The organism is Rhodococcus sp. AG1013 (assembly GCF_003350365.1).
Taxonomy (GTDB): Bacteria; Actinomycetota; Actinomycetes; order Mycobacteriales; family Mycobacteriaceae; genus Prescottella.
On sequence record NZ_QQAT01000002.1, the window covers coordinates 99,420 to 111,773 of the forward strand.

15 protein-coding genes are annotated in these 12,354 nt (G+C 69.8%); 10 read left to right on the top strand and 5 right to left on the bottom strand.

Features of this window, described 5'->3' with window-relative positions:
* The first annotated feature begins 125 nt into the window (after window positions 1-125).
* The gene (locus DEU38_RS03050; protein WP_114718668.1) at window positions 126-737 is read left to right on the top strand and encodes a type IV toxin-antitoxin system AbiEi family antitoxin domain-containing protein; all 612 of its coding nucleotides are present in this window, start codon (window positions 126-128) and stop codon (window positions 735-737) included.
* 89 nt (window positions 738-826) lie between these two features.
* Here the strand turns inward: DEU38_RS03050 and DEU38_RS03055 are convergent, their stop codons facing one another.
* From DEU38_RS03055 to DEU38_RS03065, 3 genes are read right to left on the bottom strand one after another with little or no spacing between them, the layout of a single operon-like run.
* A complete protein-coding gene (locus DEU38_RS03055; protein WP_114718669.1) occupies window positions 827-1,606 on the bottom strand; it encodes a class I SAM-dependent methyltransferase in 780 nt (259 codons plus the stop codon).
* 5 nt (window positions 1,607-1,611) lie between these two features.
* On the bottom strand, window positions 1,612-2,118 hold the full coding sequence (locus DEU38_RS03060; protein WP_114718670.1) for a DUF2505 domain-containing protein: 507 nt from the start codon (window positions 2,116-2,118) through the stop codon (window positions 1,612-1,614).
* Between the two features lie 45 nt (window positions 2,119-2,163).
* On the bottom strand, window positions 2,164-2,667 hold the full coding sequence (locus DEU38_RS03065) for a DUF2505 domain-containing protein (RefSeq protein WP_114718671.1): 504 nt from the start codon (window positions 2,665-2,667) through the stop codon (window positions 2,164-2,166).
* Window positions 2,668-2,690: 23 nt separating this feature from the next.
* Between DEU38_RS03065 and DEU38_RS03070 the strand changes: the two genes are divergently transcribed.
* The 8 genes from DEU38_RS03070 to DEU38_RS03105 all read left to right on the top strand — a co-directional run bounded on the left by DEU38_RS03070 (window position 2,691) and on the right by DEU38_RS03105 (window position 8,873).
* Window positions 2,691-3,794, top strand: coding sequence for a UDP-N-acetylmuramate dehydrogenase (locus DEU38_RS03070; protein ID WP_114718672.1), 1,104 nt, complete (start codon window positions 2,691-2,693; stop codon window positions 3,792-3,794).
* A gap of 52 nt (window positions 3,795-3,846) precedes the next feature.
* Entirely contained in the window at window positions 3,847-5,031 is a 1,185-nt protein-coding gene (locus DEU38_RS03075) for an Ig-like domain-containing protein (protein ID WP_114718673.1), read from the top strand.
* Window positions 5,032-5,133: 102 nt separating this feature from the next.
* Window positions 5,134-5,946 carry an alpha/beta fold hydrolase gene (locus tag DEU38_RS03080; protein ID WP_114718674.1) on the top strand — a complete coding sequence of 271 codons (813 nt, stop codon included), beginning with the start codon at window positions 5,134-5,136 and terminating at the stop codon, window positions 5,944-5,946.
* A 166-nt stretch (window positions 5,947-6,112) separates the two neighbouring features.
* Complete coding sequence (locus DEU38_RS03085; protein WP_114718675.1) at window positions 6,113-6,904, top strand: ESX secretion-associated protein EspG; 792 nt, start codon at window positions 6,113-6,115, stop codon at window positions 6,902-6,904.
* A 78-nt stretch (window positions 6,905-6,982) separates the two neighbouring features.
* Window positions 6,983-7,522 carry a YbaB/EbfC family nucleoid-associated protein gene (locus DEU38_RS03090; RefSeq protein WP_114718676.1) on the top strand — a complete coding sequence of 180 codons (540 nt, stop codon included), beginning with the start codon at window positions 6,983-6,985 and terminating at the stop codon, window positions 7,520-7,522.
* The gene (locus DEU38_RS03095) at window positions 7,515-7,829 is read left to right on the top strand and encodes a WXG100 family type VII secretion target (RefSeq protein ID WP_258557614.1); all 315 of its coding nucleotides are present in this window, start codon (window positions 7,515-7,517) and stop codon (window positions 7,827-7,829) included. Before DEU38_RS03090 ends, DEU38_RS03095 begins: the two co-directional genes overlap by 8 nt.
* Window positions 7,829-8,656: a hypothetical protein gene (locus tag DEU38_RS03100; RefSeq protein ID WP_114718677.1), complete on the top strand. Its 828-nt coding sequence runs from the start codon at window positions 7,829-7,831 to the stop codon at window positions 8,654-8,656. Before DEU38_RS03095 ends, DEU38_RS03100 begins: the two co-directional genes overlap by 1 nt.
* 10 nt (window positions 8,657-8,666) lie before the next feature.
* Window positions 8,667-8,873 (top strand): hypothetical protein, encoded by a 207-nt coding sequence (locus tag DEU38_RS03105; protein WP_114718678.1) that lies wholly within the window; start codon window positions 8,667-8,669, stop codon window positions 8,871-8,873.
* 10 nt (window positions 8,874-8,883) lie between these two features.
* Here DEU38_RS03105 and DEU38_RS03110 read toward each other — a convergent pair whose 3' ends face one another.
* Together DEU38_RS03110 and DEU38_RS03115 are read right to left on the bottom strand one after the other, a co-directional pair.
* The gene (locus tag DEU38_RS03110) at window positions 8,884-9,903 is read right to left on the bottom strand and encodes a DUF2804 domain-containing protein (RefSeq protein ID WP_114718679.1); all 1,020 of its coding nucleotides are present in this window, start codon (window positions 9,901-9,903) and stop codon (window positions 8,884-8,886) included.
* 18 nt (window positions 9,904-9,921) lie between these two features.
* Window positions 9,922-10,671, bottom strand: a complete 750-nt coding sequence (locus DEU38_RS03115; RefSeq protein WP_114718680.1) for an SDR family NAD(P)-dependent oxidoreductase — start codon at window positions 10,669-10,671, stop codon at window positions 9,922-9,924.
* Window positions 10,672-10,993: 322 nt separating this feature from the next.
* Between DEU38_RS03115 and DEU38_RS03120 the strand changes: the two genes are divergently transcribed.
* Window positions 10,994-12,298, top strand: a complete 1,305-nt coding sequence (locus DEU38_RS03120) for an ROK family protein (RefSeq protein WP_114718681.1) — start codon at window positions 10,994-10,996, stop codon at window positions 12,296-12,298.
* Window positions 12,299-12,354: the final 56 nt, after the last annotated feature.

Sequence of the window (12,354 nt, forward strand, 5' to 3'; positions counted from 1 at the left end):
TGGTGCCGACATGAGAAGGATTCTCCCCGAAGACTCTGAACGGTTTCTGTGAATGGGGGATCGGTATGGACACCGGCTCCGCCAAAACTGTGATCCGCTGCATATCCGCGCAGTACTGTTGCTGCATGGCGGGCTGGACAGATCCGCGGCGAGAACCCACCCCTGAGGCGGGTGAGGATCTGCGTCGTCTTGCGCTCCGGCAAGCGGGGTATTTCACGACCGGGCAGGCGCTGCGTCTTGGTTGCACTGCCGAGGATATCGGCGGCCGCCTGGCCGAGGGGTCCTGGTTGCGGATCGAACGGGATCTGTTCCGGCTCGCCTCATTCCCGCGCACCGACCTCGAGGAGTACGCCAAGTGGTGTGCGTGGTTCGAGGGCGCCGCGGTGGTCTCGCATCAGAGCGCCGCAGAACTGCACGGCCTCGGCCATCTGCACCCCAGCTTCGTGCACCTGTCGACGACGGGCTCGGCACCCGCACCCACCCGCCGGCTTGCGCTGCACCGCCGGGAACTGCGACCCGAGGACACTGAACAGACCGGGACGTTCGGCATCACCACCCCGCTGTGCACCGCACTCGACCTCGCGACCGGCGGGATTGCGCAGGACCTGTTCGACGAGGTCGTCAGCGACGGCGTCGCGATCGGCCGCATCGACCCCGAACGCCTGCGCGCCGAATGCGACGGCCGGCCCGAACAGGTCGCCGAGCGGATCGAGCACGCGCTGGGGTCGTGCCAGTAGCGTCGCGGCATCGTGATCGGCGAGTTCCGTTGCGAGTCTGCGTAGCTCGCGATCGGTGATGCCGGCGATCGGCGGGTGAACCGTACGCGCTACCGCCCGGGCCGGACGTAGCTCCACGGCACGGTGAGGACGCAGTCCCGCAGGCGGCGGCGCTGGGGTGCGACGGGGACGCCGAGGTCGGCGAGCAGATGCAGTGTCTCCCGCCACCGCACCCGTGGGCCGAACGGCGCCAGCCCGGCGGCGGTCGCCCAGGCGCGGTCGGCGGTGACGAGCAGGTCGTGGATGCGTTCGCCCGGGACGTTGCGGTGGATCAACGCCTTGGGCAGGCGCTCGGCGATGTCGCTGGGCCGGTCCACGCCGAACGGATCCCAGGCGAGCGTCAGCGAGCGCGGGCCGTCGCGGTCGAGCAGCACCCACGCGCAGCGGCGCCCGAGTTCGTCGCACGTGCCGTCCACGATCAGACCGCCGGGCGCGAGACCGGCGCGCAACCGGCCCCACGCCTCGTCGACGGCGTCCTCGGGGTACTGGCGCAGCACGTTGAACGCGCGGATCAGGGTGGGTCGAAGGCCGGCGAGTTCGAAGCCGCCGCGCGCGAAGCTCACGCCGTCGCGGCCCTCGACCACCCGGTCCGGGTCGATCTCGAGCCCCACGACGCGGACGTCGGGGCGCACCGTCCGCAGGCGGGACGCCATCTCGTACGTGGTGACCGGCATCGCGCCGTAGCCGAGGTCGACGATCAGCGGGTCGGGGGCGTCACGCAGCATCCTCGTGACGGCGGGGCTGTGCACGAGCCAGCGGTCGCTTCGGCGCAGCCGATTGATACCTGTGGTGCCGCGGGTGATGACGCCGACGGGTTTACCTTCACGCACGCCGGTTACTGCCGGGCGAGCCAGGTGGCCGTGACTTCGGCTTCCGTGCGGAACAGGTCGACCAGGTTCACCAGCATCAGCTGCTCGAGCTTGCCGCCGACGAACGGGATGAACACCTTCGCCTCCGAAGACGTGCGCAGCGTGGACCCGGTGTCGGTGCCGAACAGTTCGATCGTGCCGGTGAGGCTGCCCGGTCCGCCCGGAATGGAGGCCTCGTAGGTGCCGGTCACGGGGTCACCGAACGGGGTGTACCGCTCCTTGCGGGTGATGATCAGGTCCTTCTTCAGCACGGTCTGCGCGATCTCCGGCAGGTCCTTGCGGGGCAGCACGTGGTGCAGCACCAGGTCGATGCCGCCGTCGTGGACCTCGTGTGAGACGAGGTTCCCTGCGTTGTCGGCGTACTTGCGCATCTCTTCCATCCGCGCTTCCCAGTAGTCCGGGTTGCCCAGCGCGGCGTACACCAGCTCGGCAGGGTGGTCGAACCTGGCGGAGTAGTCGATACGACGGGCCATGACCGGCAGATTACCGGCTGGTGCCCGGTCCGTTGGAGAAAGCGGCTACCCGGCCGAGGATGTCCACTGGCCGGTGAAGTCCTCCTCGGCGTCGAGGAGTTCGAGGACCTGACCGGCGATGACCGACTCGATCTTGCCGCCGATCAGCGGCATCTTGACCTCGACCTCACCCTCCATGACCAGCAGCGATCCACTGCCGTCCGCGGTGAGCGTCATGGTGCCGCGCAGCTGCCCGGGAGCGCCCTCGACCTCGGCGGAGAAGGTGCCCACGGCCCGGTCGCCCTGTAGTGCACCCCACGATTCGGTACGCGTGATGATCAGGTCACCGGGACGGATCTTGGTGACGACGGACGGCAGATGTTGGGCGGGGACGGCCTGCGTCATCGCCACGTCGATGGTGCCGTCACCGACGGTGACCTTGTCGAGCTTCGCGCCGGGCCCGCCCACCTGCTGCAGACGGGCATGCCAGTAGCCCTCGTCGGTGAGTGCGGCGTGCACCGTCGCGACGGGTTGGGGGTATTGCGCGGAATGCTCGATGTGTCGGGCCATGGACGGCACGCTACCGTTTCCACGTGTTGGATCCACTCATCCGGGGGCGCCTCGTCGACGCCGGCGCCCAGCTGTCCGAGCAGGTGCCGCTGTCGACCCTGACCACCCTGCGGCTCGGCGGCCCCGCCGCGGTACTGGCCGAATGCCCGTCCACCCGGACCCTCGTCGACGTCGTCCGCGCCCTCGACGACGCGCAGGTGCCGACGCTGATCCTCGGCGGCGGATCCAACCTGGTGATCGCCGACGACGGGTTCGCCGGCGTCGTGGTCCGTGTCGCCGACGCCGGGGTGGAGCTCGGTGACGAGACCGTGCTCGCGCAGGCCGGCGCCGCGTGGGACGACGTCGTCGCCAAGACCGTCGCCGCGGGCCTCGGCGGGCTCGAGTGCCTGTCCGGGATCCCCGGCTCGACCGGGGCGACCCCGGTGCAGAACGTCGGCGCGTACGGCGTCGAGGTGGGCTCGCTGCTGCGACGCGTGCAGCTGCTGGATCGCACCACCGGCGACGTGCACTGGGCGGAGCCGTCCGAGCTGGGCCTCGGGTACCGCACCAGCGTCCTCAAGCACCGCGACGACGCGCTGGTCCTGGCCGTCGAGATGACCGTCCGGCCCGACGGCTCGAGCGCACCGCTCGCGTACCGCGAACTGGCGTCGTCTCTCGGCGCCGAGGAGGGCGAGCGGCGGCCCACCGCCGAGGTGCGCGACGTGGTCCTCGGCCTGCGCCGCGGCAAGGGCATGGTGCTCGACGCCGACGACCACGACACGTGGAGCGCCGGGTCGTTCTTCACCAATCCGGTGGTCCCGGACGTGAGCCTGCCCACGATTCTCGACGCGATCCGGGCGAAGGTCGGTGCGGACGTGCGGATCCCGCAGTTCCCCGGGGAGGCCGGCACCAAGCTGACCAAGCTGTCCGCGGGTTGGCTCATCGAGCGTGCCGGGTTCGGCAAGGGCTACCCGGGTGCCGAGTCGCGGGTTCGCCTGTCCACCAAGCACACCCTGGCCCTGACGAACCGCGGGCAGGCCGTCACGGGTGACCTCGTGGACCTGGCCCGAACTGTCCGGGACGGTGTCGAGTCCGCGTTCGGGGTGCGCCTCGAACCGGAGCCCGTCACGGTGGGCGTCGTCATCTGATCGATGTCTGAGTGACGAAAGCCACTACCGTGCGGCGAGTACCGTTGAATCCGTGCATGATCAGGGGATTCGGTCAATTCGGACGCGTTTGCTGGCGGTGGTCGCCGTCCTGCTGGGTGTGACGCTGCTCGCGGGCTGCACCATCGCTACGGGTGGCGCCACGGACAGCAAGGCCGAGGCCGCCCCCGTTGCGGAGGTGGTCCAGACGCCGGCCGCCGGCGCGAAGGGCGTCAACCCCGTCGAACCGGTCTCGATCCGTGTCGACGGCGGCACGCTGCAGGGCGTCGCGCTCACCAATGCCACCGGCAAGGTGGTGCAGGGTGCGCTGAGCCCCGACGGTCAGTCGTTCACCGTGACCGAACCCCTCGGCTACGGCAGCACCTACACGTGGACTGGCACCGCAGTCGGTTCGGACGGTAAATCCGTGCCGGTCGCCGGCTCGTTCACGACCGTGGACCCGGTCACGACGACGTCGGTGCGCACCAACATCGCCGACGGTCAGGTCGTCGGCATCGGGGCCCCGATCATCCTCCAGTTCGACGGACCCATTGCGGACAAGGCCGCCGTCGAGAAGGCACTGAAGGTAACCACGAACCCGCCGACCCCCGGCGCGTGGGCGTGGCTGCCCGACGACCGTGGCGCGCGGGCGCACTGGCGGCCGGCGAACTACTGGGTACCCGGCACGACCGTCAACGTCGATGCCAATCTGTACGGCGTCGACTTCGGTGGGGGCGCCTACGGCGCGGGCGACGTGAGCCTGAACTTCTCCATCGGCCGCAGCCAGATCGTCAAGGCGAACGCCCCGAGCCATCGCATGCAGGTGGTCCGCGACGGTGTCACGATCATGGACATTCCCGTCAGTTACGGCGAGGGCAACGAGGACCGCAACGTCACCCGCAGCGGCGTCCACGTCGTCACCGAGAAGCACGAGGACTTCCTGATGTCCAACCCGCCGTACTACGAGAACGTCCGTGAGCGCTGGGCGGTGCGGATCTCCAACAACGGCGAGTTCATCCACGCGAATCCGGCCACGGTCGGGGTCCAGGGCGCATCGAACGTGACGAACGGGTGCATCAACCTGTCGCTGTCGGACGCCGAGGAGTACTTCGGCACAGCGATGTACGGCGATCCGGTGGAGGTCACCGGCACCCGCATCGACCTCTCGGCCGCGGACGGCGACGTCTACGACTGGGCGATCGACTGGCCGACGTGGCTGTCGATGTCGGCGCTCGCGTGAGTCTCGGGTGAGGCACGGCTGAGTCTCGGCTGGGCCGAACCGTCCTGACCTGTGTTGGCGGCGTGGGAAAGTCGACGGACTTCCGACGCGAGGAGATCCGCCGTGAGAATGCGCAGGATTCGGACGTTGACGGCGATGTGCGTGCTGGCACTCGCAGCGGTTCTGGCGGTGGGAGTGTCGCCGGCGACCGCCAAGCCCGTGCCGACCGTCGTGCTGGTGCACGGCGCGTTCGCGGACACCACGAGCTGGGATCCCGTCGCCGCCGAACTGCGAGGGCGCGGGTACAACGTCGTGGTGCCGTCGAATCCGCTGCGCGGACCGGCCTACGATTCGGCCGCGATCGAGAAGGCCCTCGCGGACATCCCGGGCCCGGTGCTGTTGGTCGGGCACTCGTACGGCGGTGCCGTCATCACCAACACCCATTCGCCCAACGTGGCCGGAATGGTCTACGTGGCCGGATTCATTCCGGCGCAGGGAGAACCGGCGATGGCAGCGCTCAACCCGCTCACGTTCCCCGGTAGCCAACTGGTGCCGCCGGTGCTGCAGGTGAAGGTGGTCGACGACACGACCAATCCCATCGGCAAGAACATCGACGGCTACATCGACCCGAGCCGCTTCCACGAGGCCTTCTGCCAGGATGTCTCCGACGCCACCGCAGCCGACATGATTGCCCACCAGCGGTCCATCGCACTGTCTGCGAACCTCGAGCCGACACAGGACCCGTCATGGCAGACCCTGCCGACCTGGGCGGTGATCCCCGGCCAGGACCGCGTGATCCCACCCGCGTCCGAGCGATTCATGGCCGAACGCGCGGGTGCACAGATCGCCGACATCCCCGGCGCCTCACACGCGGTGCTGGTGTCGCAGCCGGGACAGGTGTCGGACGCGATCGAGCGGGCCGCGGCGACGCTGTGAGCCTGAGCGCCCATTCCTCGGCCGATCCTGCGGATTCCCGCCCGGAACGAGAAGGAGTGGGCGCTCGTGCCGATCGCGTGGAACCGTCTCGGGTGCCGGCGCGTCTATTGTCGGTGGGCGACGTCTTCCGTGGGCGACGCTTGTGCACTCGGGGAGGGGTGACGGGGTGGGATTCGGCGAATCTGCCGGTGGTCGGACAGGGAGTGACTCGAGCTGGCGGTTCACCGGCCTCGAGTTCGAGGTCCTGTGGAGACAGTTGGGGCGGGACCGGCTGCCGTACCCGCTGCGGTTCCGGCCGACCGCGGACGACCGGGACGACCTGGATCGGCAGCGCCGCGCGGCCGCACAGTACTGGGCGCCGCGAGTCACCGAGACCCTTCACCACCACCTGACGGTGCTCGCCGAGCCCGACATCCGGCTCGAAGTGGCCGGTTTCGCCGGTGCCGGACTCGCGGCCCGGATACGCATGCACGCCGGAATTCGCGGCACCGGAGCAACACTGGCGATCCAGCTGCCGGGTGCCGACGCCGACACCGGCGGCGACGTGTTGATCCACGGGGTTCCGCCGATGCAGATCCCCCATGCCGTCGCGGCCGCCCTTCCCGCGGTCCCGGCCGGATCCCGCAGCGCACTGCGCTTCCGTCGCAGCGACCTCGATTCCGCCGGTGGTCCTCTACTCGTATCGGCCGGCGCCACCCGCCTTCGTGACGAGGCGCTGGGGCTGCTGCGGCGCCCCCGCACCGGCATCGGTGAGATCACCGCGTTTGCGGGCGTCGCATACGACGGTCGGCCCACGGCCGACGGAATCGGGCTGCACTGGCTCGACTTCGATGGCGACGGGCGCTACACGATGCGCGAAACCGGTGCCGTCGTCGTCGCACCGGCAGCCACCGTGGATCTGGCGGGAGAGATACAGCGCCTGGTGGAGGCGATCCGCACCCGCGTGCCCGTGCGCTGACGACTTCTCGGCCCGATGGAACCGATTCCCTCACGCCCGCGTCTATAGACAGCGAAGGGGAAGATCGGGAGGGACGCAATGACCGACAACGGTATTCGGGCCGACGCTCGAGACGCCGCGCGCGAGCAGTCGAGGGGTCGCAACGCCGCGCTGCAGGAGCAGATCGATGCTCTGCTCGCTGGGCTGCACGAGCAGACGGAGGCACTCGCGGTAGCGCAGGGGGCTGTCGCGAACACCACTGCCCAGGCGGAATCGCCGGACGGGCTGGTCCGGGTGACAGTCGACTCGTCCGGCGCGGTGGTGGCGGTGGACTTCGATCCGTCGACATTCACGCGAACGACGCCCGCACGGCTCGCCGATGTCGTTGCCGGCACGGCCCGGGCCGCGGTGGCCGAGGTACGCGCACGCATCGCGGAACTGATGGCGCCGGTCGCTGCACTGACCGCGAACCTCCCGGACCTGCCCGACCTGGTGGACGGGGCGCCGAGTATCCGGAACCTGGTCCCGACGGTGGCGACCGAGTTCGGCCCCGGCACCGAGCATCCGAGTACTCCGGCCCAGGACGACGACCTCCACGACTGGCGGGCACCGATCATGAGAGAGGCGCACCGTGGCTGACGAGATGCGGGTGGACCCGCAGCAGTTGCGAGGTGCCGCGCCGCACTTCGACGTCCTCGCCGACCGGCTCACCGATGCGCTGAGCGAGCTCGCCTCGACTCTCGACACGGAGGGCGCGAGCTGGGGAACGGATGCTCCCGGAACGGCATTCGCGTCCACGTACGTTCCGGGCGCCGACGGTGCCCGATCCGCGCTGCGGCACGTCGCGGAGGTGTTCGCGGGCGTCGCGGGCGGATTGCGGGACACCGCAGAGGTGTTCGAGCAGACCGATAGCGGACTCGCCGGCACGCTGGGGGGCGGTCACTGATGGGCATCGAGATCCCCGGTTCGCTGCGAACCGTCGCCTCGGTCGCGGTCGGGCAGGACTGGCCGGAGGCCGACGAGACGTCGCTGCGTCGACTGTCCGACGCGTGGGAGCTCGCCGCCGTCCGCCTCGATCGGGCCGGCGCCGACGGTGCTCGGTCCATCCAGCCGGCGTTGGACGCCCTGACCGGAGACGTGAACGACGCCGTCGCCGGTAGATGGCGCGAGGTCGGGGCCTCGGTCGAGGAACTCGCCGCCGCGTGCCGTCAACTCGCCGACTCGTGCGAGAGCACCGCCGCCGACGTCGAACACGCGAAGCTCTCGATCATCGCCGCATTGGGCCTGCTCGCGGTGGAGATCGCGTCGCTCCTCGCGGCCGCGGCCGGAACGTTCGGTGCGAGCGCGGCGGCCATCCCCGCAGCCGAGATAGCCACCCAGGTAACCGTGCGGATGATCCTGCAGGAACTCATCGGCAAACTCGGCCGCGAGATCGCGGTGGCCGTGCTCCGCGACGGGGGCCTGTCCGCCGGTATCCAGTTGATGCAGATGGCCGAGGGCAACCGGGACCGATTCGACATGGCCGCGCTCGGGAAGGACGTGTACGGAACCGTCGTGTCGACGGCGGTGTCCAGTCCGCTCGGAAGTTCGCAGGTCAACGATCTGCTCGTGGACGGGATCGCGAATGTCGCCGAGCGCAAGCTGGTCTCAGCGGGGCAGGACATGGCGGCCGGCATGATCGGTGCGCATGCCGGGGAGGATGCCAAGGCCGCACTCGGGCAGCAGCCTCCGGCCGAACCGCCCAGCGCCGCAAGCTCGTTGAATATGAACTAGGAGGTCTCGGGTGCAGACGACGCCGACGGTGGGCGTGGCTCCGGAACTGGTGATCGCGGTGTGCGTCGTCGCCGTGGTCTTCGTGGTGCTCCTCGTCCGAGAGATCCGCAGCTACACCGCGATGCAACGAAAGCATCAACGTCGGCTGTACGGCAAGGACGACGACGGCGGCCCGCAGGAGGAAGCGCCGGCCACACCGTCCTATCGGGAGTGGTGAGCGCGACCGTTCACCAGCGGTTGCGGACCTCCTCGGCGAATCCGAGGAGGTCGGTGACCTCGACCCGGCTGCCGTCGTCGAGCACGACATGCCCGGTGAACCGGCCGAACACCTGGTGCTGAATGGAGCGCAGCACCTTCAGGTCCGTCGACGCCGCCCGGTCGATGATCGGCTCGAACGTCATCTCGAAGCGCCCGTCGTTGCTGCTGAACTTCCAGGGGGCGCCGTCGAAGGTGCCCTCGGGCAGGTGGAACGTCACCCGGTCCAGCTTGTGCGCGACACCGTTCACGAACACCATGTTCTCGCTCGCCGCGGACGTGTCGCCGAACCCGTATCCGATGTTGAAGCCGAACGTGCGGTCGTCGACGACACCCGATGCGGACCCCCAGTACCAGACGTTGTCGTAGGTCCACACCCCACGACCCCAGTCGAACACACCGAAGGTGGTCTCCGGATCGAAGTCGAAAGTCTCTGTACCGACAGTGATCTCGCCACTCGCGGGCATGCAATTGATCTTCTGGTTGTAGTAGAACGCCTTGTAGTCCTTCGGGAACGGCGTCGCGATCACCATGCGGTCCATCGGCGGCTGCGTCAGATGCAGCTCGCCCCGCAGGCCGCGACCACCGTCGAAACCGGGATGGTCGATGCTGAGCACCCGTCCGCCGTCGACGTGACGGAACGCGATCCGCATCTTCCGGCGGTCCACCACGACATCGCCGTCGTCGGCGCTCGCCGGCAGGCCCATCCGGCCCATCGGGAACGGCAGCATGACGTTCTCCGTGCACTCGCATCGGCCGCGGAAGTCGAGCCACGACACGCCCAACAGGCCCATGTAGCTGTTGTCGGCGACCGTCAGCGCCAGCCCGTAATCGGGGGTGAGGACGCAGTAGTAGTCCCACTCCTTGATCCGCCACGACGGCGCCGCGACGGCATCGCGGTCGTAGCGACGGGCCTCGGCGCTCGCCCACCCCGCCTCGGCGAGGCGCCCGCGCGCGTCGAGAAGCGGACCCGGCCGCAATCGGTGCTGCATGCCGCGAGGCTACCGGGACTAGCCGGTGGTGCGGTGGAAACGACCGGGTTCGGCCTGATCGCGCGGCTTGACGATGATCTGGTCCAGGTTCACGTGCGGCGGACGGGACGCGACGAATCCGATGATCTCGGCGATGTCCTCCGCCACCAGCGGGGTGATGCCCTCGTACACCTTCGCCGCGCGCTCGGCGTCGCCGTCGAATCGCACCAGCGAGAACTCGGTCTCCACCGCGCCCGGCGCGATCTCCGTCAGCCGCACCGGCTTGCCCAGCAACTCACCGCGCAGGGTGCGGTGCAGGACCGCCTGCGCGTGCTTGGCCGAGGTGTAGCCCGAACCGTTGTCGTAGGCGGAGAACGCGGCCACCGACGTGATCGTGACGATCAGGCCGTCGCCCGAGTCGATCAGCTTGGGCAGCAGCGCTTTCGTGACGCGCAGCGTCCCGAGGACGTTGGTCTCCCACATCCAGCGCCAGTCGTCGAGGTCCGCCTCGAGGACCGGCGCGAGGCCCTTCGCGCCGCCGGCGTTGTTGACGAGCAGGTCGACACGGGGGAGCACCGCGCAGAATGCGTCCACCGAGTCCTCGTCGGTGACGTCCAACTCGAGTGCGGTGCCGCCGATCTCGGCGGCGATGGCCTCGAGCCGGTCCAGCCGGCGGGCGCCGAGGACGACGTGAAATCCCTGCTCGGCGAGGGTGCGGGCGGTGGCTTCCCCGATGCCGGAGCTCGCTCCGGTGACGACGGCGACGCGGGTGTCCGGTGACAGGCTCATGGCTCGATCGTAGTGCCGACACGAACCCGGGGTGGGGGACGGGCTGGGGGTATGCGCGCGCAGATGCTAGCTTGATCGTCATGTCGTCCGGTATCTCCTCCGCACCGCGGGTCACCTACGTGACCGCCGCGCTGGGGTCCCGGCTGCCGCTGGCTCGGGAACTCTGTTGTCCCTGCCGCGCTTCCCTCAGCTGACTCCGCGCTGCCGGCACCCCCGTTCGTGCTGATCGTCCGCCCCACCGGTCGGACCTGATCTCCGTCGCAGCGCGTCACCCGACCGCGTCGACAGCCGTCCCCTCCCGGGGCGGGGCAAGGACAGACTCATGCTCACTGCAGCGCCTCACGCCACCCGAACGAGACCCGTGACCGCTCGCACCACCACGTCGAGAACCCCACGTTCCGGGGCGGCCCGCCCCGCCACTCGACCTCGAATCGTGGCTCCCACCCTCGGGATCGCCGACAGCCCGGCCGCCGCGGTGTTCCGTGTCGCCGCCGGCGGCGGACCCCTGTCACGCGACGAGGCAACGCGCGCAACGGGTTCGAGCATCGCGACCGTCAACCGGCACGTGTCGGCGATGCTGGCGGTGGGACTCCTGCGCGAGCGGCCCGACCTCGCCCCGGCGGGCACCGTCGGCCGCCCCCGCATCCCGTTCGAGGTGGACCACGAGTCCTACCTCACCGTCGGCATCCACATCGGCGCCGTCGTCACCAGCGTGATCGCGTCGGACCTGCGGGGCAGGATTCTCGGCGCAGTCGAGATCCCGACGCCACGTGGGGCGTCGGGGTCGGCGCTGGCCACCATCACCGGCAGCGCACGCAGTTTCGCGGCCCGCTGGCACCGGCGGCGCCCCCTGTGGGTGGGGGTGGCACTCGGCGGTCGTGTGGACCCGGAGACCGGTGTGGTCGATCATCCCCGCCTCGGCTGGACCGACGCGCGCGTCGGTGACGTGGTCGGGGCCGGGTTCGGACTGCCCGTATCGGTCGCCGCCCACGTCGAGGCGATGGCCGCGTCCGAGTTGCTGCTGACGCCGCAGCGCGCCGACAACACCGAGGTGAGAGGTAGCGGGCTGTACTTCTATGCACGCGAAACTGTCGGTCTGGCACTGACTCTCGATGGGAAGGTGCACACCCCGAGCGCGGGACCCGGGTCGATCGCGCACCTGCCCACCGGCTCGGATGCGCAGTGCGACTGCGGGGCCACCGGGTGCCTCGAGGCCGCCGTCAGTGATCGCGGCGTGCTGCTCGCGGCCCGCCGCGCCGGTGTCCTGCCCGGCGGCGACCCGCTGCCGCCGATCGCCGCGCTGTACCGCGCGGCGCGGGCGGGTTCGGCTCCGGCGCAGGAGATCCTGACCGATCGGGCGCGGACTCTCGGCCGGGCGGTCGCGATGCTGCGTGACCTGTTCAATCCGGACCGGGTGATCCTCGGCGGGCAGGCGTTCACCGACTATCCCGAGGCCGTACCGCAGGTGGCGCAGGCTCTGTCGAGCGCCTCCCGGGTGGGCGGGTCCGACGTGCGGATCACCGGATTCGGCAATCGGGTCCAGGAGCACGCGGCCGGCGTCGTCTCGCTCAGTTCGCTGTACTCGAGTCCTCTGACAGCCATGCGGAAGGCGACCGTGCAGATCTGATCCGGACGGCCCCGACCGGTCAGTAGTACTGCGCCTGCGTGGTTCGCGCCAATCGG